The organism is Citrobacter sp. Cb041 (assembly GCF_030336655.1).
Taxonomy (GTDB): domain Bacteria; phylum Pseudomonadota; class Gammaproteobacteria; order Enterobacterales; family Enterobacteriaceae; genus Citrobacter; species Citrobacter braakii.
Map to the genome: position 1 here is coordinate 266,915 of NZ_JAOWDD010000040.1, position 24,467 is coordinate 291,381.

General features: G+C 52.5%; 25 protein-coding genes and 1 pseudogene. 14 read left to right on the forward strand and 12 right to left on the reverse strand.

The genetic code is table 11. The features are described from left to right. Nucleotides 1-7: 7 nt before the first annotated feature. The 5 genes from glpX to tkt form a co-directional block, all read right to left on the reverse strand. Nucleotides 8-979, reverse strand: coding sequence for a class II fructose-bisphosphatase (gene glpX / locus OGV52_RS16690; RefSeq protein ID WP_287108814.1), 972 nt, complete (start codon nt 977-979; stop codon nt 8-10). Further along, entirely contained in the window at nt 976-2,253 is a 1,278-nt protein-coding gene (locus OGV52_RS16695) for a zinc-binding dehydrogenase (RefSeq protein WP_181220825.1), read from the reverse strand. The genes glpX and OGV52_RS16695 overlap by 4 nt, the downstream gene beginning before the upstream one ends. Before the next feature lie 24 nt (nt 2,254-2,277). Beyond that, the gene (locus OGV52_RS16700) at nt 2,278-3,657 is read right to left on the reverse strand and encodes a PTS mannitol transporter subunit IIBC (protein WP_153690034.1); all 1,380 of its coding nucleotides are present in this window, start codon (nt 3,655-3,657) and stop codon (nt 2,278-2,280) included. A 27-nt stretch (nt 3,658-3,684) separates the two neighbouring features. After that, nucleotides 3,685-4,128: a PTS mannitol transporter subunit IIA gene (gene cmtB, locus OGV52_RS16705; RefSeq protein WP_016157436.1), complete on the reverse strand. Its 444-nt coding sequence runs from the start codon at nt 4,126-4,128 to the stop codon at nt 3,685-3,687. Between the two features lie 316 nt (nt 4,129-4,444). Further along, the gene (gene tkt, locus OGV52_RS16710; RefSeq protein ID WP_016154386.1) at nt 4,445-6,436 is read right to left on the reverse strand and encodes a transketolase; all 1,992 of its coding nucleotides are present in this window, start codon (nt 6,434-6,436) and stop codon (nt 4,445-4,447) included. A 279-nt stretch (nt 6,437-6,715) separates the two neighbouring features. Here tkt and loiP point away from each other — a divergent pair, with 279 nt between their 5' ends. After that, nucleotides 6,716-7,474: a metalloprotease LoiP gene (loiP, locus tag OGV52_RS16715; RefSeq protein WP_151222338.1), complete on the forward strand. Its 759-nt coding sequence runs from the start codon at nt 6,716-6,718 to the stop codon at nt 7,472-7,474. A 111-nt stretch (nt 7,475-7,585) separates the two neighbouring features. Here the strand turns inward: loiP and speB are convergent, their stop codons facing one another. From speB to yqgG, 4 genes are all read right to left on the reverse strand, one after another. Further along, nucleotides 7,586-8,506 (reverse strand): agmatinase, encoded by a 921-nt coding sequence (gene speB, locus OGV52_RS16720; RefSeq protein ID WP_287108816.1) that lies wholly within the window; start codon nt 8,504-8,506, stop codon nt 7,586-7,588. Nucleotides 8,507-8,648: 142 nt separating this feature from the next. After that, entirely contained in the window at nt 8,649-10,625 is a 1,977-nt protein-coding gene (speA, locus tag OGV52_RS16725) for a biosynthetic arginine decarboxylase (protein WP_016154389.1), read from the reverse strand. An 8-nt stretch (nt 10,626-10,633) separates the two neighbouring features. After that, nucleotides 10,634-10,765 carry an acid stress response protein YqgB gene (yqgB, locus tag OGV52_RS16730; RefSeq protein WP_049041971.1) on the reverse strand — a complete coding sequence of 44 codons (132 nt, stop codon included), beginning with the start codon at nt 10,763-10,765 and terminating at the stop codon, nt 10,634-10,636. Nucleotides 10,766-10,856: 91 nt separating this feature from the next. Then, complete coding sequence (gene yqgG / locus OGV52_RS16735; protein WP_269149342.1) at nt 10,857-10,994, reverse strand: small protein YqgG; 138 nt, start codon at nt 10,992-10,994, stop codon at nt 10,857-10,859. A gap of 538 nt (nt 10,995-11,532) precedes the next feature. On the opposite strand from yqgG, the gene metK reads away from it, so the two are divergent. The 8 genes from metK (at nt 11,533) to ruvX (ending at nt 18,780) form a co-directional block, all read left to right on the forward strand. Next, complete coding sequence (gene metK, locus OGV52_RS16740; protein ID WP_003027071.1) at nt 11,533-12,687, forward strand: methionine adenosyltransferase; 1,155 nt, start codon at nt 11,533-11,535, stop codon at nt 12,685-12,687. A 398-nt stretch (nt 12,688-13,085) separates the two neighbouring features. Then, nucleotides 13,086-14,480: a galactose/proton symporter gene (galP, locus tag OGV52_RS16745; RefSeq protein WP_016154390.1), complete on the forward strand. Its 1,395-nt coding sequence runs from the start codon at nt 13,086-13,088 to the stop codon at nt 14,478-14,480. 77 nt (nt 14,481-14,557) lie between these two features. Beyond that, entirely contained in the window at nt 14,558-15,055 is a 498-nt protein-coding gene (locus tag OGV52_RS16750; protein WP_016154391.1) for a SprT family zinc-dependent metalloprotease, read from the forward strand. Nucleotides 15,056-15,149: 94 nt separating this feature from the next. Then, nucleotides 15,150-15,857 carry a deoxyribonuclease I gene (endA, locus tag OGV52_RS16755; protein WP_016154392.1) on the forward strand — a complete coding sequence of 236 codons (708 nt, stop codon included), beginning with the start codon at nt 15,150-15,152 and terminating at the stop codon, nt 15,855-15,857. 75 nt (nt 15,858-15,932) lie between these two features. After that, nucleotides 15,933-16,664: a 16S rRNA (uracil(1498)-N(3))-methyltransferase gene (gene rsmE, locus OGV52_RS16760; protein WP_181220827.1), complete on the forward strand. Its 732-nt coding sequence runs from the start codon at nt 15,933-15,935 to the stop codon at nt 16,662-16,664. 12 nt (nt 16,665-16,676) lie between these two features. Next, nucleotides 16,677-17,624 (forward strand): glutathione synthase, encoded by a 948-nt coding sequence (gshB, locus tag OGV52_RS16765; protein ID WP_016154394.1) that lies wholly within the window; start codon nt 16,677-16,679, stop codon nt 17,622-17,624. Between the two features lie 176 nt (nt 17,625-17,800). Next, nucleotides 17,801-18,364, forward strand: a complete 564-nt coding sequence (locus OGV52_RS16770) for a YqgE/AlgH family protein (RefSeq protein WP_287108819.1) — start codon at nt 17,801-17,803, stop codon at nt 18,362-18,364. Further along, entirely contained in the window at nt 18,364-18,780 is a 417-nt protein-coding gene (gene ruvX, locus OGV52_RS16775) for a Holliday junction resolvase RuvX (protein WP_003825428.1), read from the forward strand. The genes OGV52_RS16770 and ruvX overlap by 1 nt, the downstream gene beginning before the upstream one ends. Here the strand turns inward: ruvX and OGV52_RS16780 are convergent. Continuing rightward, nucleotides 18,777-19,757, reverse strand: a complete 981-nt coding sequence (locus OGV52_RS16780) for a type IV pilus twitching motility protein PilT (RefSeq protein WP_181636295.1) — start codon at nt 19,755-19,757, stop codon at nt 18,777-18,779. The genes ruvX and OGV52_RS16780 overlap by 4 nt on opposite strands. 17 nt (nt 19,758-19,774) lie before the next feature. Here OGV52_RS16780 and OGV52_RS16785 point away from each other — a divergent pair, with 17 nt between their 5' ends. Genes OGV52_RS16785 through hemW form a run of 5 tightly spaced genes read left to right on the forward strand, consistent with a single transcriptional unit; the run spans nt 19,775 to nt 23,081 of the window. Further along, nucleotides 19,775-20,479 (forward strand): YggS family pyridoxal phosphate-dependent enzyme, encoded by a 705-nt coding sequence (locus OGV52_RS16785; RefSeq protein ID WP_016154400.1) that lies wholly within the window; start codon nt 19,775-19,777, stop codon nt 20,477-20,479. Nucleotides 20,480-20,497: 18 nt separating this feature from the next. After that, nucleotides 20,498-21,064 carry a YggT family protein gene (locus OGV52_RS16790; protein ID WP_016154401.1) on the forward strand — a complete coding sequence of 189 codons (567 nt, stop codon included), beginning with the start codon at nt 20,498-20,500 and terminating at the stop codon, nt 21,062-21,064. Next, the gene (yggU, locus tag OGV52_RS16795) at nt 21,061-21,351 is read left to right on the forward strand and encodes a DUF167 family protein YggU (protein ID WP_005123286.1); all 291 of its coding nucleotides are present in this window, start codon (nt 21,061-21,063) and stop codon (nt 21,349-21,351) included. Before OGV52_RS16790 ends, yggU begins: the two co-directional genes overlap by 4 nt. Before the next feature lie 7 nt (nt 21,352-21,358). Beyond that, complete coding sequence (locus OGV52_RS16800; protein WP_016154402.1) at nt 21,359-21,952, forward strand: XTP/dITP diphosphatase; 594 nt, start codon at nt 21,359-21,361, stop codon at nt 21,950-21,952. Beyond that, the gene (hemW, locus tag OGV52_RS16805) at nt 21,945-23,081 is read left to right on the forward strand and encodes a radical SAM family heme chaperone HemW (RefSeq protein WP_287108820.1); all 1,137 of its coding nucleotides are present in this window, start codon (nt 21,945-21,947) and stop codon (nt 23,079-23,081) included. Before OGV52_RS16800 ends, hemW begins: the two co-directional genes overlap by 8 nt. A gap of 18 nt (nt 23,082-23,099) precedes the next feature. Here the strand turns inward: hemW and OGV52_RS16810 are convergent. Together OGV52_RS16810 and ansB are read right to left on the reverse strand one after the other, a co-directional pair. Continuing rightward, nucleotides 23,100-23,212, reverse strand: a pseudogene (locus tag OGV52_RS16810) (DUF1202 family protein); the annotation flags it as partial. 119 nt (nt 23,213-23,331) lie between these two features. Further along, nucleotides 23,332-24,378 (reverse strand): L-asparaginase 2, encoded by a 1,047-nt coding sequence (gene ansB / locus OGV52_RS16815; protein WP_287108821.1) that lies wholly within the window; start codon nt 24,376-24,378, stop codon nt 23,332-23,334. Between the last annotated feature and the right edge of the window lie 89 nt (nt 24,379-24,467).

The window sequence follows — 24,467 nt, forward strand, 5'->3', positions numbered from 1 at the left end:
CGATAAATCACCATGAATGCAGAGAGTCTATTATATTACACGTTCGATCCGCGCCGCCGATCAGTAAAGTTTGCGTGCGCACACCATTCGCAACCTGTTGGATCCCTTTCACAAGATCGCCGCCCGTGACCCCTGTTGCGCTGAAGAGGATCTTATCTCCCCCTACCAGTTCGTCCAGCGCGTAGATCCGGTTGATCTCAACGCCCATTTCCGCGCAGCGCTGATGTTCCTGTGCCGCAATCAGACGATTATCTGCGTTATTTCCTTTCGCTTCGCAAAAATCAATCAGTTCAGCCTGCATATCGCCCCCCAGCGCTTTAACCGCACAGGCTGAAATAACCCCCTCAGGCGCGCCGCCAATGGTATACATCAGATCATAAGGATTCTCCTGCATACAGGCCAGCACGCTGGCGGCCACGTCACCATCGGGCAGAGCAAAGACCTTGACGCCAAGCCGTGTCGCCTCGGCAATCGCTGGTTGAAGGCGCGGCTTATCCAGCGTCACCATCCGCAGTCGCTCCAGCGGTTTACCCAACGCCTCTGCCACATTACGCAGATTATCTGCCAACGGCAGCGCCAGATTAATCGCCCCTTTCGCAAACCGATTAACAACCAGTTTTTTCATGTACATATCAGGGGCGTGTAACAAACTACCGCGAGGGGCAAACGCCATGACGGCCAGCGCATTACTTTGCCCCATAGCCACCATTCGGGTTCCTTCGATAGGATCAACGGCGATATCTACCTCAGGTCCGGTGCCAATTCCCACTTCCTCACCAATCCACAGCATCGGGGCTTGATCAATCTCCCCTTCGCCAATAACGATGCGTCCGCGAATGGCAATACAGTTCAATGCTTCCCGCATTGCCGTCACAGCCAGACCATCAATCTTGTTTTTATCGCCGCACCCGGTTTGCGGCCAGGCTGCAAGTGCAGCCTGCTCCGTGATACGAAATAGCGGCCATGCCAGCGACATCATATCGCCGCCTCCCCGATATCAACGCCAAAGTGTGCCAAAAGGTATTTTTCTGCCTTTTCATTCCAGATACCGTGCGTCTCCTCCACCAGCAGCGCCAGTTCTTTGAATAATGGGTCAGTTTTCCCTTTCTCGGCAAAATCAGCAATGGCGGTTAGTGGCATGGTAACGCCGTTATATATCAGCTTCTTACCGCCGGGGATCGCCGGTAAATTCAATACAGTTTCCGGAACTGCATCAAGGCCGCCAATGTGCGTCACCATAAACGACGGTTGCAGTTGGCCGGTTGCACTGAGCGCAATGGCCTCTTTCATATCATCCGTTGAACCACCAGATGTCCCGACAACGTGAGTGCTGTTGTAGTGCACGTTATAAAAATTAAACGGCACTTTGAAGTTACTGTCCGTAGGACCGGCAAAAAAATTCAGGCAACCATCTTCCGCGAGTAAATCATCAGCCATCTCAACAACTGCAGGCACTGCCGCATACACAAAGACATCATCAAAACCTGCGTCATGAGTTAACGCTCGCAGCATCGCTGTCGGAGAATCCATGCCAGTAGTATTCACATAGATGAGCTCAATCCCCTTTTCTGCCGCCCGCTCAACGGGCAACAGTTTTTTAGCCTGCGCCAGTCGTGCTTCGTCAATGTCGACCACCACCACGCGCGACGGCTGAATATTCCCGTTAATGGCATAATCTATTGCACCAATACCCATCGGCCCGGCGCAGGCCAGAAGCGCAATGTTCCCCCCTGGCTTAATCCCCATGCGATGCTCATAAACGTAAGGCGTGGTGTGAAAATTCGCGTTATACGCGCCAATAATGCAGCACATCGGTTCTGCCAATGAGGCGGCAGCAAAATAAGAGCCGTGGTAAGGCAAAACGCATCCCAGGTTAATCGCCACTTCCGGGATAATCATATATGTCGCATTGCCGCCAAAATATTCATAGCTGTATCCTGCTGAATATCCACTTGGCAATCCCATCGCGGGTTGCAGCACAAAACGCTGACCTTTCTTATATTTATCCGTCAGGTTTTTCCCCACCTCAACAATGATACCAGCACATTCATGTCCGGTAATAACCGGATGATTTTCCAGATCGTCCGGTACGCGTTTATGATCGCTCCCCAATGCTGCTGCTTTCCAGGTGGACAAACAAACGCTATCGGATATTACGCTTACTAACAATTCATTATCTGTAATTGCAGGCAGTTCAAATTCGCGGATACGAATATCCTGCTTGCCATATATGGCAGCAACTTTCGTTTTCATATTCACTCCAAAAATATAAGAAGGCTAGTTCGCAGTAATGCGTTTAAATAAATCATCCAACAATGGGTCACCAATATAGTTCTTAATCAGCACTAATGGCTTTTCACTTACACGTTTAACACGACCTTCAAGACTGGCATGGGTGACAATAATATCGGCATCTTGCGGAACGTTTTCGATAGCATAATGAGTCACAGTAATATTCAATCCCGCTTTCTCCAGACGCTTACGAAACGTGGTTGCCCCCATAGCACTGGAACCCATTCCTGCATCACAGACAAAAGCGACACGTTTAATGTTTTTATAAGAGAATTTCCCTTCCTGCTTCATCGCTTTGACGGTTCTGGCTGATTCAGCAAAGTCATCTTCACTTTCTGTTTCAACGTTCTTTTCTATTTTCAGGATGACAGAGGTAATAACAAAAGTAACAACGGTTCCCGCGGTGACTCCTGCAATGGTCGCGAGGAAAGAACCTTTCGGCGTTAATGCCAGATAGGCGAATATAGATCCTGGGCTTGGCCCCGCAACTAACCCACCGTCCAGCAGGTGGAATACCCACGTCCCGGTCATTCCCCCGGCAATCATCGCGATCAGGGTCAGAGGCTTCATCAGCACATACGGGAAATACAGTTCATGAATACCACCGAGGAAGTGGATAATCATGGCGCCTGGCGCAGACTTTTTACTCATCCCTTTGCCAAAGATAGCAAAGCCGAGTAACAAACCTAATCCCGGCCCTGGGTTAGATGCCACCATGAAGAAAATCGATTTTCCCGTTTCAGAAGCTTGCTGCATCCCCAGCGGATAATACACCCCCTGATCGATGGCATTGTTCAGAAAGAGGATTTTTGCCGGCTCATTGATTACGGATAGCAACGGCAGATAGCCCGCATGAACCAACGCTTCAATACACTCCTTCACGAAATTATTGGCAATGAGAACCGCCGGGCCGATAACTTCAAACCCCAGCAAGCATAAAAGCATTCCCGCAATACCAAGAGAGAAATTATTGATAACCATCTCGAAGCCTGCAGGAATGCGTTTTTCCAGCAGACGGTCGATATGCTTAATCACCCAACCGCCAAGCGGCCCCATTACCATCGCGCCAAGGAACATCGGGATATCCGCGCCCACAATAACGCCAATAGAACCAATGCCCCCCATTACCGCACCGCGTTTCCCGCCAACCAGATGCCCCCCAGTGGAGCCAATCATGACGGGCAGTAAATAGGTAATCATCGGACCGACAATTTTGGCGAAATGCTCATTCGGCATCCAACCAGTAGGAATAAATAATGCGGTAATAAAACCCCAGGCAATAAATGCGCCGATGTTGGGAATGACCATTGCAGTCAAAAACCCACCAAAAGCCTGGACTTTGGCACGAGCAGACTTGTTTTCCATAATAATGTCCTGAAAGGAAACCGTTAATTATGCTTGAGCGATAATATCCGCCAATTGTTTTTCTGATTTAGCCGCTAACAAAGCGGTTAGTGCTTCCTCTTCACATAATAATTCGCTTAAGGCCTGAATAGCGCCAATGTGTGAATCAGCATTAGCCGCCGACAATCCGATTAATAATCTAATGCCTTCATCGTCTTCGGCAAATTTCACTTCCTGTTTGAGAAGCGTTAATGACATACCGGTTTTTAACGCGCCACACTCCGGTCGAGCGTGCGGCATGGCGACGCCTGGCGCTAAAATATAATAAGGACCATTGTTAATCGTTGAGTCTTTAATGGCCTGAATATAATCTGAATTGACATAATGATTGGCAAGTAAGGATGACATAGAAAAGTCAATTGCCTCCTGCCAGTTCTTTGCTGAATTTTTTATTGAGATAGATGATTCGGGAAAGTAATCAATCAGCCGCATACATTTTCCTTATTTTATTTTTAGGGTACGAGTTAGCGTTAAAAATAAAATACGCGCACGGCGAAATGAAATCAATCGAGGAGAAAACTACATACAGCACAGAATGTTTTTTGGTGATGCCTTTAAAAACAATGGATTGAGAAAAGGAATATAAAAATCAACAGTAATAATGTGATTCAAGCTGCAAATATAAAACATCGCTAAATATCATATTTGTGATGCAAATCTACATTTTCGGGTTGCGAAAGATCAAATAAATTTACTTACTTAAAAAAAACGGGCCGCATAAGCGACCCGTTTTCACCTGTAATCAAAATTACAGCAGTTCTTTTGCTTTCGCGACAACGTTGTCGACAGTGAAGCCAAACTCTTCAAACAGCAGCTCAGCCGGTGCAGACTCACCAAAGGTAGTCATACCAACGATAGCGCCGTTCAGGCCCACGTATTTGAACCAGTAGTCTGCGATACCCGCTTCCACTGCAACACGTGCGGAAACAGCTTTCGGCAGTACGGACTCGCGATAAGCGGCATCCTGTTTGTCGAACGCGTCGGTAGACGGCATGGAAACCACGCGCGCTTTAACGCCTTCAGCGGTCAGTTTGTCCCAGGCAGCCACAGCCAGCTCAACTTCAGAACCGGTAGCGATGAAGATCAGTTCCGGCTGACCGGCGCAATCTTTCAGCACGTAACCACCGCGCGCGATGTTCGCCAGTTGCTCTTCGGTACGTTCCTGCTGTGCCAGGTTCTGGCGGGAGAGGATCAGCGCGGTCGGACCGTCCTGACGCTCTACTCCGTATTTCCATGCAACGGCAGATTCAACCTGGTCACACGGACGCCAGGTGCTCATGTTCGGGGTCACACGCAGCGAAGCTACCTGCTCTACCGGCTGGTGAGTCGGGCCATCTTCGCCCAGACCGATGGAGTCGTGGGTATAGACCATCACCTGACGCTGTTTCATCAGCGCAGCCATACGCACCGCGTTACGGGCATATTCCACAAACATCAGGAAGGTGGAGGTGTACGGCAGGAAGCCACCGTGCAGGGAGATACCGTTAGCGATAGCGGTCATACCGAATTCACGTACACCGTAATGGATGTAGTTACCGGCAGTATCTTCGTTGATAGCTTTAGAACCAGACCACAGAGTCAGGTTACTTGGTGCCAGGTCAGCGGAGCCGCCGAGGAATTCAGGCAGCAGAGGACCAAACGCTTCAATCGCGTTCTGAGACGCTTTACGGCTGGCGATTTTCGCCGGGTTAGCCTGCAGCTTAGCGATGAACTCGTTCGCTTTTGCGTCGAAGTCAGACGGCATTTCACCTTTCATACGACGGGTGAATTCAGCGGCTTCCTGCGGGAAGGCTTTCGCATAAGCAGCGAACTTCTCGTTCCATGCAGCTTCTTTTGCCTGGCCTGCTTCTTTCGCATCCCACTGCGCGTAGATTTCAGACGGAATTTCAAACGGCGCGTATTTCCAGCCCAGCTGTTCGCGGGTCAGTGCGATTTCTGCATCACCCAGCGGCGCACCGTGAGAGTCGTGGGTACCAGCTTTATTCGGGGAACCGAAACCGATGATGGTTTTGCACATCAGCAGGGACGGTTTGTCGGTCACAGCGCGAGCTTCTTCAACTGCGCGCTTAATCGCGTCAGCATCGTGACCATCAACGCCACGAACCACGTGCCAGCCGTAAGCTTCGAAACGCTTAGCGGTGTCATCGGTGAACCAGCCTTCAACGTGGCCATCGATAGAGATGCCGTTGTCATCGTAGAACGCTACCAGTTTACCCAGCTTCAGCGTACCGGCCAGGGAACATACCTCGTGAGAGATACCTTCCATCATGCAGCCGTCGCCCATGAAAGCATAGGTGAAGTGGTCAACGATGTCGTGACCAGGACGGTTAAACTGCGCCGCCAGCGTTTTTTCGGCGATAGCCATACCCACAGCATTCGCAATGCCCTGACCCAGAGGACCGGTAGTGGTTTCAACACCCGCGGTGTAACCCACTTCCGGGTGACCCGGCGTTTTGGAATGCAGCTGACGGAAGTTCTGCAGCTCGGACATCGGCAGATCGTAGCCGGTGAGGTGCAGCAGGCTGTAAATCAGCATGGAGCCGTGGCCGTTGGACAGCACGAAGCGGTCACGGTCAGCCCAGGACGGGTTAGTCGGGTTGTGGTTCAGGAAATCACGCCACAGGACTTCGGCAATGTCAGCCATACCCATCGGGGCACCCGGGTGACCGGATTTGGCTTTCTGTACTGCGTCCATGCTCAGCGCACGAATAGCATTGGCAAGCTCTTTACGTGAGGACATTTTGACTCCAGATCGGATAATGAAGGCTGAGCCCTTAACGACTTGACGACAGCGCGTTTTGGGCTACGCCGGAAAAAAGTGCCAACAATGTAACCCAAGCCGCGTGTCATGTACATGGAGCATCCTTTTACCGCTTCAGAAATCTCTGGATCATGCGCGCAAGTTGCGCAATCTTCTCGCCCGCTGAATGTTCTTTTCTTTATACTTAGGCCGAGCGTCGGTTTACCTGCAAACGACGCATTTTTTAGAATAATCCTGACTTTGTGCGGAAGAGAAAAAATGAAAATTCGCGCTTTACTGCTTGCTACGAGCATGGCGGCGGCATTGACCGGCTGCCAGAACATGGACTCAAACGGACTGCTTTCTTCTGGCGCAGAGGCTTTTCAGGCCTATAGTCTGAGCGATACTCAGGTAAAAGCGCTGAGCGATCAGGCCTGTAAAGATATGGACAGCAAGGCTACTATCGCCCCTGCCAGCAGCGAGTACGCAACGCGTCTTGGCAAAATCGCCGCCGCGCTTGGCGACAACATTAACGGCCAGCCGGTGAACTACAAAGTCTATATGGCGAAAGATGTGAATGCCTTTGCCATGGCAAACGGTTGTATCCGCGTGTACAGCGGCCTGATGGATATGATGACCGATAACGAAGTCGAAGCGGTGATCGGCCACGAAATGGGCCACGTCGCGCTGGGTCATGTGAAAAAAGGCATGCAGGTCGCGCTGGGCACTAACGCCGTACGTGCAGCAGCGGCTTCCGCTGGCGGCATTGTCGGCAGCCTGTCGCAGTCGCAATTGGGCGATCTTGGCGAAAAACTGGTGAACTCGCAGTTCTCCCAGCGTCAGGAATCCGAAGCAGATGATTACTCGTATGATTTGTTGCGCAAACGTGGGATCAATCCGGCAGGCCTGGCCACCAGCTTTGAGAAACTGGCTAAACTGGAAGCAGGACGCCAAAGCTCAATGTTTGACGATCACCCGGCATCTGTAGAACGTGCGCAACACATTCGCGATCGCATGAGCGCAGACGGGATAAAATAATCCTCGAACAGTGCCGGATGGCGGCGTGAACGCCTTATCCGGCCTACAAATTCAGCAATAATGTAGGCCGGACTAGCGTCAGCGACATCCGGCAAAATAGTCCGAAACCCGTTATTCGCCTTTCTTCGCCGCCTGGATATACAGCATTTCCAGTGCCAGCGTAGCCGCCGCCAGCGCGGTGATCTCTGACTGATCGTAGGCCGGAGCCACTTCCACCACATCCATCCCGACGATATGCAGATCTTTCAGACCACGTACCAGCTTGATCGCGCGATCGGAAGTCAGACCGCCGATCACGGGCGTACCGGTTCCAGGAGCAAACGCCGGATCGAGGCAGTCGATATCAAAGGTCAGATACACCGGCATATCACCAACAATCTGCTTAACCTGGGCGATGACGTCATCTACGCCGCGATCGTTCACCTGGCAAGCATCCAGCACGGTAAAGCCGTTATCTTTGTCGAACTCGGTACGAATACCGATCTGCACAGAGTGATTCGGATCGATCAGACCTTCGTTCGGCGCAGTGTAGAACATGGTACCGTGGTCGAATTCACAGCCGTTAGCGTAGGTGTCGGTGTGGGCATCAAAGTGTACCAGCGCCATTTTACCAAAGTGTTTAGCGTGCGCGCGCAGGAGCGGCAGCGTGACGAAGTGGTCACCGCCGAAAGAGAGCATGCGCTTACCGGCAGAAAGCAACTTCTCAGCATGCGCCTGCAGTTTTTCACTCATTTCACGGGCATCACCGAACGCATAAACCAGATCGCCGCAGTCCACCACGTTCAGACGCTCGCGCATATCGAAGTTCCACGGGAAGCGATTGTGTTCCCACGCCAGGTTAGTGGAAACCTGACGGATCGCAGCCGGACCATGACGACCGCCCGCGCGGCCAGACGTTGCCATATCAAACGGTACGCCGGTGATCACCCAATCGGCGTCGCTGTCGTACGGCATGAAGTTCATCGGCAGACGCAAAAAACCAAAGGCGTTAGAAACCAGGGAGTTGTCGTATTGATGACCTAAGGTGCTCATGTACTGACCTCTTTTAAAATCGGTGAAAAAAAATCCCCTCCGCGTCGTTAAGCCCGACGAGGAAGGGATTGATTTACGTGACTACTTGTATAGGCGAATTATCGCCGTTAATTTGCTCAGGTTCAAGCGAACCCCAACAGCATTACTCGTCTTCGAGATAGGTATATCCGTACAGACCTGCCTCAAACTCTTCGAGGAACTGCTGCTGCAACTCGGTATCCAGATCGGTGTTTTTCACCTGGTCACGGAACTGCGTTAGCAGGGTGTTCGGATCCAACTGCACGTATTGCAGCATATCCGCCACGGTATCCCCTTCGTCAGACAGCTCAACTTCCACGCTGCCGTCAGGGAAGACGAACACGTCAACCGCTTCAGTATCACCGAACAGGTTGTGCATGTTGCCAAGGATCTCCTGGTACGCACCCACCATAAAGAAGCCCAGCATCGGCGGGTTCTCCGGGTCGTATTCCGGCATCGGCATGGTGGTCGCAATGCCGTCACCATCAACATAGTGGTCGATAGCGCCATCAGAGTCACAGGTGATATCCAGCAGCACCGCACGGCGCTCAGGAGCCTTGTTCAGCCCTTCCAACGGCATCACCGGGAACAGCTGATCGATCCCCCACGCATCCGGCATCGACTGGAACAGCGAGAAGTTGACGTAAATCTTATCCGCCATACGCTCCTGCAACTCGTCGATAATCGGACGGTGCGCGCGGTTGCTCGGGTCGAGTTGTTTTTGCACATCGTGACACATGTTCAGATAGAGCTGTTCTGCCCACGCGCGTTCCTGCAGGCTAAAGGTGCCTGAAGAGTACCCAACGTGAATATCGTGCAGATCCATCTGGCTGTCGTGCAGCCATTCACGCAGCGAACGACGGGTTCCCGGCTCATGCATCTCTTGCCAGGTTTCCCACATGCTTTGCAGGGCACGCGGCGCATCGTCAGCCGGAGGCGTTGCTTCGGTATGCTCGCTACGCTCAACGCCGATAATATTAGACACCAGCACGGTATGATGCGCGGTAACAGCGCGACCGGATTCGGTAATTACCGTCGGGTGCGGCAGACCGTGCTCTTCACAGGCGTCGCCAATGGCCCAGATGATGTTGTTCGCGTATTCGTTCAGGCCGTAGTTTACGGAGCAGTCAGACTGCGAACGGGTACCTTCGTAGTCCACGCCCAAGCCACCGCCCACGTCGAAGCACTGGATATTTACGCCAAGCTTGTGCAGCTCAACGTAGAAACGCGCCGACTCACGTACGCCGGTGGCAATATCACGAATGTTCGCCATCTGTGAGCCGAGGTGGAAGTGCAGCAACTGAATACTGTCCAGACGACCGCGCTCGCGCAGCATTTCTACCAGTTGCAGCACCTGGTTTGCCGCCAGGCCGAATTTCGATTTCTCTCCGCCGGAGGACTGCCATTTGCCGGACCCTTGCGACGCCAGACGCGCACGCACGCCCAGACGCGGAACAACATTCAGTCGTTCAGCTTCATCCAGCACGATAGCGATTTCAGACATCTTCTCGATGACCAGATAGATCTTATGGCCCATCTTTTCGCCAATTAGCGCCAGGCGGATGTATTCGCGGTCTTTATAGCCGTTACACACGATCACGCTGCGGGTCATTCCGGCATGAGCCAGAACGGCCATCAGTTCAGCTTTAGAACCGGCTTCCAGCCCCAGCGGTTCGCCGGAGTGGATCAGCGATTCAATCACGCGACGGTGCTGGTTAACCTTGATCGGGTAAACGAGGAAATAGTCACCGTTGTAGCCGTAAGACTCACGGGCGCGCTTAAACGCGGCGTTAATCGAACGCAGACGGTGTTGCAGGATCTGCGGGAAGCAGAACAATGCAGGCAAACGCTGGCCCTGCGCTTCACGGGCTTTCACCAACTCAGCAAGGTCAACGCGCGCTTCTGGTACGTCGGGATCCGGGCACACGCTGATGTGGCCCAGTTCATTGACGTCATAGTAGTTATTACCCCACCAGGCAATATTGTAAGTACGCAGCATCTTGCTGGCTTCCTGGGAACTCATTGCAACCTCCTGCATGGAGCGTAGTACACCGTGTTCGCCTGCTGACGAAGGCGAACCCAAAGAAATGTCGTCAGACATAGCGAACCTCAAATTTTATTAACAAGTGTAAAACAGTTGACTACTATCGCAATCCGAAGACGCGATAACAACCCAAATACAGGCAGAATTTCCAGCAGATAGTGCTGACGCTCCGACTGTGCGACCGGTTTCTTTTTCATATCAATGTAAACACGTAACCGAACTTAATGCTGACGGTTCGGCGAAACCACGAGAAAACTCTTGTTTACCAAGAGCGCCCTTGTTCAGTTCTTAGTGACCGTTGCCGGCCCTGGAGTCCTGAGAAGCGCCGAGATGGGTATAACATCGGCAGGTATGCAAGATGCAGATTGCGGGGGACATATGTACACCAGAACGGTGCGACAGATTCAGCAGAATACAACGGTTCATTATCTCGTATCACCTCCACGGTTGCTCCTGACGGAACGAACCCACAAGCCAAAGCTAAAGTTTTAACCCGGCTGGAAGTGGCAACACGATGAAAACGTCGTGTGCTTTTTTGTCTATCCTCAATAAATCGAGTTGCGGGAAGGCGGCAACGCAGTGAATCCCCGGGCGCTTACAGGAGTAAGTGACTGGGCGAGTATTGCCAACGCACATGCAACTTGAAGTATGACGGATATGAGCCGCGCGCCGCGTTTTATACCGACAACAGTACGAAAAAGCAAAAGATAAATACGCGCATTGCCAGCACCGTCAGGAAAAATTTCCAGTTACATTTTCAGTACAATGCGAGCTCAATCAAAAAAAGCTGGAAATCAGGCGCAGAACCACCTTAAAATAGCCGTCCAGATGTTAATCCATCTATACCGATTAACACTCAGACTGCCAGTGTCCGTCATCTGCAGACTCATGGTAGAATCTTCTACACATGGCTATTCCACTCGACAGTTTGAGCTAACTACATTCTCCTTAGGTGAAATTAAATATGGCAAAACACCTTTTTACGTCCGAGTCCGTATCAGAAGGGCATCCTGACAAAATCGCTGACCAAATCTCTGATGCCGTGCTGGATGCAATCCTGGAGCAGGATCCGAAAGCACGCGTTGCCTGCGAAACCTACGTCAAAACCGGCATGGTTTTAGTTGGCGGTGAGATCACCACCAGCGCATGGGTTGATATCGAAGAGATCACCCGTAACACGGTTCGCGAAATTGGCTATGTGCATTCCGACATGGGCTTTGATGCCAACTCTTGTGCGGTACTGAGCGCGATTGGTAAACAGTCTCCGGACATCAACCAGGGTGTTGACCGTGCGGATCCGCTGGAACAGGGTGCAGGCGACCAGGGTCTGATGTTTGGTTATGCAACCAACGAAACCGACGTGCTGATGCCAGCCCCGATTACCTATGCTCACCGTCTGGTGCAGCGTCAGGCTGAAGTGCGTAAAAACGGCACCTTATCCTGGCTGCGCCCGGATGCAAAAAGCCAGGTAACCTTCCAGTATGACGACGGTAAAATCGTCGGTATTGATGCGGTTGTTCTGTCGACTCAGCACTCTGAAGATATCGATCAGAAATCGCTGCAAGAAGCCGTTATGGAAGAGATCATCAAGCCGGTACTGCCGACTGAATGGCTGACAGCTTCAACCAAGTTCTTCATCAACCCAACTGGTCGTTTCGTTATCGGCGGTCCAATGGGTGACTGCGGTCTGACGGGTCGTAAAATCATCGTTGATACCTACGGCGGCATGGCCCGTCACGGCGGCGGCGCATTCTCTGGTAAGGATCCGTCTAAAGTTGACCGTTCCGCAGCTTATGCAGCCCGCTACGTAGCGAAAAACATCGTTGCCGCTGGCCTGGCTGACCGTTGTGAGATTCAGGTTTCCTACGCAATCGGCGTGGCTGAACCGACCTCTATCATGGTGGAAACGTTCGGTACTGAAAAAGTGCCTTCAGAGCAGCTGACCCTGCTGGTGCGTGAGTTCTTCGACCTGCGCCCGTATGGCCTGATTCAGATGCTGGATCTGCTGCACCCGATTTACAAAGAAACCGCTGCTTACGGTCACTTTGGTCGCGAACATTTCCCATGGGAAAAAACCGACAAAGCCGCCCTGCTGCGTGAAGCTGCCGGTCTGAAGTAATACCCCTACGGCTCAACGCTTATGAAGACCAGCCTCGTGCTGGTCTTTTTTTATGTCATTTGCTCTCCCATCCCCCATCGCTATAACCACGCTAATTTCATTTGCCTCAATAACAAATGAAAGCGATTACATAGCACGGTATTTCTATCTACCTTGAATTCACATCTCTTAGTTACCAGCATTGCATCACTGTTACATCATATTTCAGCATTGTCTTAAAATCAGCCAATCAACTTTATTCTATAATAATAAATAATGTTAACTTTCAATTCATTAAGCAATAATCCACATGAATGTTAGTGTAACCGATTACACTAATGTGATGTGATTCGCATTTTTTTACCCCGTACTCACCTACCCTTAACATCAACAAAACTAGCTACCCAACGGAGGGCATCATGCCTGACAATAAAAAAACGGGGCATTCCAACAAAGCCATGACATTTTTTGTCTGCTTCCTGGCAGCCCTGGCTGGATTACTTTTTGGCCTGGATATCGGTGTTATTGCCGGTGCTTTACCATTCATCACCGACGAGTTCCAAATTACCCCACACACTCAAGAATGGGTGGTGAGTTCCATGATGTTTGGTGCGGCAGTGGGCGCCGTCGGCAGCGGTTGGCTCTCCTTCAAGCTGGGGCGTAAAAAAAGCCTGATGATCGGCGCAATCCTGTTTGTTGCCGGTTCGCTGTTCTCCGCCGCAGCGCCAAACGTTGAAGTGCTGCTGGTTTCCCGCGTGCTGCTCGGCCTGGCAGTCGGCGTTGCGTCTTATACCGCACCGTTGTACTTGTCCGAAATCGCCCCGGAAAAAATTCGCGGCAGCATGATTTCTATGTATCAGTTAATGATCACCATCGGTATTTTAGGTGCGTATCTTTCCGATACGGCATTTAGCTACAGCGGCGCATGGCGCTGGATGCTGGGCGTGATCATCATTCCTGCCCTGTTACTGCTGGTTGGCGTCATCTTCCTGCCGGACAGCCCGCGTTGGTTTGCGGCTAAACGTCGTTTTGTCGATGCCGAACGCGTTCTGTTGCGTCTGCGTGACACCAGCGCTGAAGCCAAACGCGAGCTGGATGAAATTCGTGAAAGCCTGCAAGTGAAGCAGAGCGGCTGGGCGCTGTTTAAAGAAAACAGCAACTTCCGCCGCGCAGTTTTCCTTGGCGTCCTGTTACAGGTGATGCAGCAGTTCACCGGGATGAACGTCATTATGTATTACGCGCCAAAAATCTTTGAGCTGGCGGGTTACACCAACACCACCGAACAGATGTGGGGGACCGTTATTGTCGGTCTGACCAACGTGCTGGCAACCTTTATCGCCATTGGCCTGGTTGACCGCTGGGGCCGTAAACCTACGCTGATCCTCGGCTTTATCGTCATGGCCGTCGGTATGGGCGTGCTGGGTACAATGATGCACGTGGGTATTCACTCGCCAGCCGCACAATACTTCGCTGTCCTGATGCTGCTAATGTTTATCGTTGGCTTTGCGATGAGCGCCGGTCCGCTGATTTGGGTACTGTGCTCTGAAATCCAGCCGCTGAAAGGTCGCGATTTCGGCATCACCTGCTCTACCGCAACTAACTGGATTGCCAACATGATTGTCGGCGCAACCTTCCTGACGATGCTGAACTCGCTGGGCAGCGCCAACACCTTCTGGGTCTACGGTGGCCTGAACGTACTGTTCATCTTCCTGACCCTGTGGCTGATCCCTGAAACTAAAAACGTCTCTCTGGAACACATTGAACGTAACCTGATGAAAGGTCGTAAACTGCGCGAAATTGGCGCACACGACTAATCTCGTTAGGCTTCCTCCCCCGTGGGAGGGAGCCTTCCTCTTGCAGTCCCTTCCCTGTCGCACTATCCTCTGGCGTTATGAAAACCTCCCGTCTCCCGATCGCCATCCAGCAAGCCGTTATGCGCAGCCTGCGGGAAAAACTCGCTCAGGCCAATCTCAAGCTCGAACGCCAATACCCGGAACCAAAGCTGGTTTACCAACAGCGCGGAACCGCCGCGGGTACCGCGTGGCTACAAACCTACGAAATTCGTCTTAATCCAGTTTTGCTGATGGAGAATGTTGACGCGTTCGTTAACGAAGTGGTGCCCCATGAACTGGCGCATCTACTGGTGTGGAAACACTTTGGCCGCGTACCGCCGCACGGGAAAGAGTGGAAATGGATGATGGAGAGCGTGCTGGGCGTACCGGCCCGGCGCACGCATCAGTTTGAGCTGCAATCCGTGCAGCGTAAGACCTTTACATACCGCTGTAAGTGTCAGGAGCACCAACTGACCGTCCGCCGCCATAACCGCGTTGTACGCGGCGAAGCCACCTACCGCTGCGTTCACTGCGGTCAACCGCTGGTTGCAGAATAATCTTCAGAATTATCAGGAACTTTTCTGATCTAACTGATTGCATACAGGAATGACTTTCGCTACGTTGCGGGCTCGTTTTGACACGGAGTTCGTGATGTACCGTAATCTTTCTTTTGCTGCGGCCTTGTTAGCCGCTGCGTTTTCAGGCTCGGTTTTAGCCGAAGGCATCAACAGTTTTTCTCAGGCAAAAGCAGCAGGCGTTAAAGTTAACGCCGATGCGCCAGGCGATTTCTATTGCGGATGTAAAATTAACTGGCAAGGAAAAAAAGGGGTCGTTGACCTCGAATCCTGCGGCTATAAAGTGCGAAAAAATGAAAACCGCGCCAGTCGAATTGAATGGGAACACGTGGTCCCCGCCTGGCAATTTGGTCATCAGCGCCAGTGCTGGCAGGACGGAGGGCGTAAAAACTGCGCTAAAGATCCGGTCTATCGCAAAATGGAAAGCGATATGCATAACCTGCAGCCCGCGGTGGGTGAGGTCAATGGCGATCGCGCAAACTTTATGTACAGCCAGTGGAACGGTGGCGAAGGCCAATATGGACAATGCACCATGAAGGTTGACTTCAAAGAGAAAGTTGCCGAGCCGCCAGCCCGCGCCCGTGGCGCCATCGCGCGTACCTATTTTTACATGCGCGACCAATACAACCTGACGCTCTCCCGCCAGCAAACTCAGCTTTTTAATGCCTGGAATAAGCAGTATCCGGTCACCGATTGGGAGTGTGAGCGCGACGAACGCATTGCAAAGGTACAGGGGAACCATAACCCCTATGTGCAACGCGCTTGCCAGGCGCAAAAGAGCTAACCTACACTAGCAGCAATATTTTTTAACCATGCCCTGGCCTTTTGCAGCCCAGGGCCATGACGCGGATGTTTAACTATGCGCATTCCTCGCATTTATCACCCTGAGCCACTCACTTCCGGCCGCCAAATTTCACTGTGTGAAGATGCAGCCAACCATATCGGCCGCGTACTGCGTATGGGGCCAGGCCAGGCGCTACAGCTGTTTGATGGCAGCAATCAGATATTCGACGCCGAAATCACCCACGCCAGTAAGAAAAGCGTGGACGTGAAGGTGCTTAACGCTGAACTCGACGATCGAGAATCGCCGCTGCACATCCACCTGGGCCAGGTGATGTCGCGGGGTGAAAAAATGGAATTTACTATCCAAAAATCGATTGAACTGGGTGTAAGCCTCATTACGCCACTTTTTTCTGAGCGCTGCGGCGTTAAACTGGACAGCGAACGCCTGAACAAGAAGCTCCAGCAGTGGCAGAAAATCGCCATTGCCGCCTGCGAACAGTGCGGTCGTAATCGGGTGCCTGAAATTCGCCCGGCGATGGATCTGGAAGCGTGGTGCGCCGAACAGGATGAAGGTCTGAAACTGAACCTGCATCCCCGCGCCAGCGCCAGCATCAATACGCTGCCGCTCCCGGTGGAACGCATCCGCTTGCTGATTGGCCCCGAAGGTGGGCTGTCGGCAGATGAAATTGCCATGACCGCACGGTATCAGTTTACTGATATTCTGTTAGGACCTCGCGTTCTGCGTACTGAGACAACTGCGCTCACCGCCATCACCGCGCTACAGGTGCGTTTTGGCGATCTGGGCTAACGGAGAAGAACAATGATCAAGCTCGGCATCGTGATGGATCCCATCGCAAGCATCAACATCAAGAAAGATTCCAGCTTCGCTATGCTGCTGGAAGCGCAACGTCGCGGTTACGAAATTCATTATATGGAAATGGCCGATCTCTATCTGATCAACGGTGAAGCCCGCGCCCGTACACGTACCCTGAGCGTAGAGCAGAACTACGACAAATGGTATGAGTTCAATAGCGAGCAGGATCTCCCGCTGGCAGATCTGGACGTCATTCTGATGCGTAAGGATCCGCCGTTTGATACCGAGTTCATCTACGCAACCTATATTCTGGAACGTGCAGAGGAGAAAGGGACGCTAATCGTCAACAAACCGCAGAGCCTGCGCGATTGTAACGAGAAGCTGTTCACCGCATGGTTTGCCGACCTGACGCCGGAAACACTGGTCACGCGTAACAAAGCGCAGCTGAAAGCCTTCTGGCAAAAACACAGCGACATCATTCTCAAACCGCTGGACGGCATGGGCGGCGCATCTATTTTCCGCGTGAAGGAAGGCGATCCGAACCTTGGCGTTATTGCCGAAACGCTGACCGAGCACGGTACCCGTTATTGCATGGCGCAGAACTATCTGCCGGCAATTAAAGACGGTGATAAACGCGTGCTGGTGGTCGATGGCGAACCCGTTCCTTACTGCCTGGCGCGTATTCCACAAGGCGGCGAAACCCGTGGCAACCTGGCAGCAGGCGGTCGTGGCGAGCCGCGTCCATTAACCGACAGCGACTGGGAAATTGCACGTCGCATTGGGCCAACGCTGAAAGCAAAAGGCTTGATTTTTGTCGGTCTGGATATCATTGGCGACCGTCTGACGGAAATTAACGTCACCAGCCCAACCTGTATTCGTGAAATTGAAGCGGAGTTCCCGGTTTCGATTACCGGTATGCTGATGGACGCCATCGAGGCACGTTTGCAGAAATAAATAAGTTGCCGGATGGCGATGCCTTCGCGTCTTATCCGGCCTACATTTGCACCCCGTAGGCCGGATAAGGCGAAGCCGCCATCCGGCAAAGCTATCTTCAGAGGGTGACATCTTCGCGCTTTGCCCACATACTGGGCTCTGTTGCTTTTTTGAACCAGGAAACAGAACCTCTGACAATGAATTTACAGCATCACTTTCTAATTGCCATGCCTGCTCTCCAGGATCCGATTTTCCGCCGTTCCGTGGTGTATATCTGTGAACACAATGAGAACGGAGCAATGGGGATTATCGTCAATAAGCCTCTGGAAAACTTACAAATTGAAGGGATTCTGGAAAAGCTGAAGATTACTCCAGAAGCACGCGATCCTGCCATTCGTCTGGACAAACCGGTGATGCTCGGCGGCCCACTGGCGGAAGACCGTGGATTTATTCTACACACCCCGCCGTCATGCTTTGCCTCCAGTATTCGCATTTCAGATAACACTATCATCACCACCTCCCGCGATGTACTTGAAACCCTGGGTACGCAGGAGCAGCCATCTGAAGTGCTGGTTGCGCTGGGCTATTCATCATGGGAAAAAGGTCAACTGGAACAAGAGCTACTGGATAACGCCTGGCTCACTGCTCCCGCAGACCTCAACATCTTATTTAAAACGCCGATTGCCGACCGCTGGCGCGATGCGGCGAAGCTTATCGGGATTGATATTCAGACCATGCCTGGCGTGGCGGGACACGCCTGATGAGCGGAACATTACTCTCTTTTGATTTTGGTACGAAAAGTATCGGCGTCGCGGTTGGTCAACGCATTACCGGTACGGCGAGACCCTTGCCCGCCATCAAAGCACAGGACGGTACGCCAGACTGGAGTTTGATTGAACGCCTGCTAAAAGAGTGGCAGCCGGACGAAATCATTGTCGGCCTGCCGCTCAACATGGATGGCACTGAACAACCCCTTACTGCGCGTGCACGCAAATTCGCTAACCGCATTCACGGTCGCTTTGGCGTAACCGTAACGCTGCACGATGAACGTTTGAGCACCGTCGAAGCCCGCTCAGGCCTGTTTGAGCAAGGCGGATACCGGGCGTTGAATAAAGGCAAAGTAGATTCCGCTTCTGCCGTTATTATCCTTGAAAGCTATTTCGAGCAGGGCTACTAAAGTCGCCCCTGCGCCTGGCGCTGCTGCTGACTTTGTGCAAACGTCTGCATACCTGTCTGCTGCCCGGTTTGAATCACACCGGGTAGCTGATGCGTTTTCCCTTCGCGGATCAAATTGCCCACGGCGGGCGTGTTGACGAGCAGTTCGAATAGCGCCACGCGTCCTCCCTGCTTATCTTCCTCCAGCTTTTGCGAAAGTACCGCCCGCAGGCTGTCTGCCAGCTGGTTACGCACCGGATCTTTCTCCTGAGCGGGAAAGGTGTCCACCAGCCGCGCGATGGCCTGCGCCGCCCCTCGCGTATGTAAGGTTGCCAACACCAGATGCCCGGTCTCCGCTGCCGTTAAGGCCAAACGAATAGTTTCCACGTCGCGCAGCTCGCCCAGCAAAATGACGTCGGGATCTTCGCGTAACGCGCCGCGCAAACCGGCAGCAAAAGAAGCGCAGTGTACGCCCACCTCCCGCTGTTGAATAAGACAACGCTGGCTGGTGTAGCGATATTCAATCGGATCTTCCAGCGTCAGAATATGCCCCGCAATATGTTGATTAAGGTACTCCACCATCGCCGCCAGGGTGGTTGATTTACCGCTGCCGGTGGCTCCAGTGACCAGAACTAATCCATTTTCACCGTGCAGCAGTTCAGGTATGGCCTCCGGGGTCTGGAGATCGTCTAAACGAGGACATTCAAGCGGTAGCAATCTTAGCGCCAGCGAGGTTCCCTGCTGATGAGCAAATGCGCTGGCGCGTAGACGCCGGGAGTCCGCCAGCGTAAGGGCAAAATCAATCTGCCCCTGTTCCCGCCACTGTACCTGTTGTTGCTCACTGAGCCAGCACATCAGCAGATTCTCCACGTCAGGCGTAGTAAATGGTGCGGTTTCGACTTTTCCACCTATGCGCCAGCGCGCAGGCCATGCATTGCACAGGTGTAGATCCGACACGTTATGCTTTACACTAAGGGCCACTATTTCTTCCATATTCATATGAACATCCTCGGAAAATGAACGATATCGCGCATAACCTGGCACATGTCCGGGACAAAATCTCAGCCGCCGCGACGCGTTGCGGGCGGTCTTCAGAAGAAGTTATGTTGCTTGCAGTCAGCAAAACCAAACCTGCGAGCGCCATCGAAGAAGCCATGACCGCAGGGCAGCGTGCCTTCGGTGAAAACTATGTCCAGGAAGGGGTGGATAAGATCCGCTACTTTCAGGAAAAAGGCGTTAACGATCTGCAGTGGCACTTTATCGGCCCGCTGCAGTCGAACAAAAGTCGTCTGGTCGCTGAACATTTTGACTGGTGCCATACAATTGATCGTCTGCGTATCGCTGCCCGTCTGAGCGAACAGCGCCCTGCGGAACTGCCGCCGCTCAATGTGTTGATTCAGATTAATATCAGCGATGAGAACAGTAAGTCAGGTATTCCGCTTGCAGAGCTTGATGCACTGGCCGCTGAAGTCGCCGCGTTGCCACGGATTACCCTGCGTGGTCTGATGGCGATTCCGGCGCCAGAGTCAGATTATGTAAGGCAGTTTGAAGTTGCACAGCAAATGGCGGTAGCATTTGCCGGGTTGAAAACACGTTACCCAAGTATCGACACGCTCTCACTGGGGATGTCTGATGATATGGATGCCGCCATTGCGGCGGGTAGCACGATGGTGCGCATCGGCACTGCCATTTTTGGTGCTCGTGATTACACTAAAAAATAAGGAAAACTAAGGAACACCATGAATACGTTGACCTTCCTGCTCTCAACGGTAATTGAGCTGTATACCATGGCGCTGCTGCTGCGCGTGTGGATGCAATGGTCTCGCTGCGATTTCTACAACCCGTTCTCGCAGTTTATTGTGAAAATCACTCAGCCCATTATTGGGCCGTTACGCCGTATTATTCCGCCGATGGGGCCAATTGACAGCGCATCGGCATTAGTTGCGCTCGTTCTGAGCTTTATCAAGGCCATCGTGCTGTTTAAGGTGGTTACGTTCCAGCCGATCATCTGGATCGCCGCCGTGCTCATTGTCCTGAAGACCATCGGACTGCTGATTTTCTGGGTTCTGCTGGTAATGGCGATTATGAGCTGGGTCAGCCAGGGCCGCAGCCCTGTGGAGTACGTGCTGATTCAACTGGCGGATCCGCTGCTGCGTCCTATTCGTCGCTTACTTCCAGGCATGGGTGGGATCGATTTCTCGCCAATGATCCTGGTTCTGCTGCTGTATGTCATTAACATGGGCATCGCAGAAGTGTTACAGGCGACAGGTAACATGCTGCTGCCGGGGCTGTGGATGGCGCTATGAGTGCCGTTACCCCCTGCGATGACGGTCTGGTTTTACGGCTCTACATTCAGCCTAAAGCCAGCCGTGACAGTATTGTAGGTTTACATGGCGACGAGTTAAAAGTCGCCATTACCGCCCCACCGGTTGATGGGCAAGCCAATAGCCATCTGGTGAAGTTTCTCGGCAAACAGTTCCGTGTGGCAAAAAGCCAGGTCGTCATTGAGAAGGGCGAGCTTGGTCGTCACAAACAGGTTAAAATCATTCATCCGCAACAGATCCCGCCCGAAATTGCGGCGCTAACTGATTAGGTATCCCATGCAAAAAGTTGTCCTCGCGACCGGCAACGCCGGTAAAGTGCGTGAACTCGCCTCTCTTCTGAGTGATTTCGGTCTTGATGTTGTTGCTCAAACGGATCTGGGTGTTGATTCTGCAGAAGAGACCGGGCTGACGTTTATTGAGAACGCCATTCTGAAGGCTCGTCATGCCGCGCAAATTACCGGTTTACCCGCCATTGCTGATGACTCCGGTCTGGCGGTAAATGCCCTTGGCGGCGCGCCGGGCATCTATTCAGCCCGCTATTCCGGCGAAGATGCAACCGATCAGCAGAACCTGGAAAAACTGCTCCACACCCTGCAGGATGTTCCTGATGACAAGCGCCAGGCACAATTCCACTGCGTGCTGGTGTATATGCGCCATGCAGACGATCCAACACCTGTGGTTTGCCACGGACGCTGGCCGGGCGTTATTGCCCGTGAACCTGCCGGAAACGGTGGTTTTGGCTACGACCCAATCTTCTTTGTGCCGTCTGAAGGGAAAACCGCCGCCGAACTGACCCGCGAAGAAAAGAGCGCGATTTCTCACCGCGGACAAGCGCTGAAGCTGCTGCTGGATGCCCTGCGTAATGGTTAAGCTTCCGCCGTTAAGTCTTTACATACACATCCCGTGGTGCGTGCAGAAATGCCCGTACTGCGACTTCAACTCGCATGCGCTTAAAGGCGAAGTCCCTCATGACGACTATGTGCAGCATCTGCTGAGCGATCTGGATTCTGAGGTGGCCCACACCCAGGGCCGCGAGGTAAAGACGATTTTTATCGGTGGTGGTACGCCGAGCCTGCTTTCTGGCCCGGCAATGCAAACGCTGCTCGACGGCGTGCGCGCACGGCTGAATCTCGCCGCAGATGCAGAAATCACGATGGAGGCGAATCCCGGTACGGTGGAAGCCGATCGCTTTGTGGATTATCAACGTGCTGGCGTAAACCGTATCTCCATTGGTGTACAGAGCTTTAGCTCCGCCAAACTCGAACGTCTGGGACGTATTCACGGGCCGGAAGAAGCCAAACGTGCAGCGCACCTGGCGAGCGGTCTGGGACTACGCAGCTTTAACCTCGACCTGATGCACGGTTTACCGGATCAGACGCTGGAAGAGGCGCTGGGCGATTTACAACAGGCCATAGCGCTTAACCCGCCGCATCTTTCCTGGTATCAGTTGACCATCGAGCCGAATACGCTGTTCGGGTCCCGACCACCGGTATTACCGGACGACGACGCGCTGTGGGATATTTTTGAGCAAGGCCACCAGTTGCTGACCGCCGCGGGGTATCAGCAGTACGAAACCTCTGCCTACGCCAGACCGGGTTATCAGTGTCAGCACAACCTAAATTACTGGCGTTTTGGCGACTACCTAGGCATTGGTTGCGGCGCGCACGGCAAAGTCACTTTCCCTGACGGTCGCATCCTGCGCACGACCAAAACGCGACATCCGCGCGGATACATGCAAGGACGTTATCTGGAAAGCCAGCGAGATGTCGCCGAGGCCGATAAGCCGTTTGAGTTCTTTATGAACCGTTTCCGGCTGCTGGAAGCCGCGCCTCGCGCGGAGTTCACGCAATATACCGGGCTTACCGAAGACGTTATTCGTCGACAGATCGATGAGGCCATTGCCCAGGGCTATCTGAGTGAATGCGATGAATACTGGCAGATTACCCAACACGGTAAGCTATTTTTGAATTCGCTGCTGGAGCTGTTTCTGGCGGAGTGATGCGCCCACGGGCGCATTATTGACAGGTGTGCCTTTAGTGGTCAGCATGGCGGAAAACTTTACAGGATGGCCTTTCGTCCAGGTCTTTCAAAAAATGCATAATCCCCGACCAATCCCACTAAGGTGTATAAATATGCAAAATAACGATCGGCAATCATCATAACCACAAAAATGATGAGCGAATTGTTCGTTACGCATATTCAGGAGGTTTTGAGAAAACGCCCCAGTCGAATGACCGGGGCCGGAGTGATTAATACTGATTAAACATTTCCTGGATCTGCTTAGGATCCTTGGTTTGGGTCAGAGCCAATTGCAGCAGAACACGCGCTTTTTGCGGGTTCAGAGAGCCTGACGCCACAAATCCGTATTTCGCATCATCAACTTCAGCATCCTGGGTGGTGGCGCCCGTTGTTACACGGGATGAACGCACCACAACGGTACCTTTATGCGCGGCAGTGGCCAGCGTATCGAAAATGGTTTTATACAGATTACCGTTACCTACACCCGCACTGACGATCCCGGCGTAACCCGCGTCTACCAATGCTTTGGCTGGCAGATCGGAGGCGTTAGCGTAGTTGTAAACAATCCCAACTTTCGGCAGCTCGGTCAGCTTAGATACATCGAACGGCGTGGATGTGGTGTGCTTACGCGCAGGCGTACGCTGGTAGTCGATTTTACCGTTATGGATATACCCCAGCGGACCATAGTTAACGGATTTGAAAGTAGCGACATCCGTAGTGTTAGTTTTGGTCACATCGCGACCATCCATAACGGTGTCGTTCATCACCACCAGCACACCACGGTTGGCAGAGGCTTTGTCTGCGGCGGTTACCACGGCGTTATACAGGTTGAAGGGGCCATCAGCGCTCATACCTGTAGACGGACGCATTGCGCCGACCAGCACCACCGGCTTGTTGCACTTGACGGTGAGATCGAGGAAATAGGCGGTTTCTTCCATGGTATCCGTACCATGTGTTACCACGAAGCCGTCAGTTTTATCACACTCGGTATTAATCTTTTTCGCCAGCGTTAGCCAGACATCGTCATTCATATCCTGGGAGCCGATGTTCACCACCTGCTCGCCTTTCACAACGGCGATATCTTTCAACTGAGGTACGGCATCAACCAAATTTTCAACGCCGACTTTGCCTGCCGTGTAGTTAGATTTTGTTGCGGAGTCACCACCGCCGGCAATCGTCCCGCCGGTAGCTAAAATAGTGATGTTTGGCAGTGCAAGCGCCGCGCCGCTGAAACCCATAACCAGTGCGGCAAGTGCCGTTCTCTTGAAAAACTCCATGTTATTTCTCCAGTTACTTGAATTTGCAGCATTATGTCTATCTTACAGATGAATAATGTGACGCCATCCAATTAACCAGATTTATATCT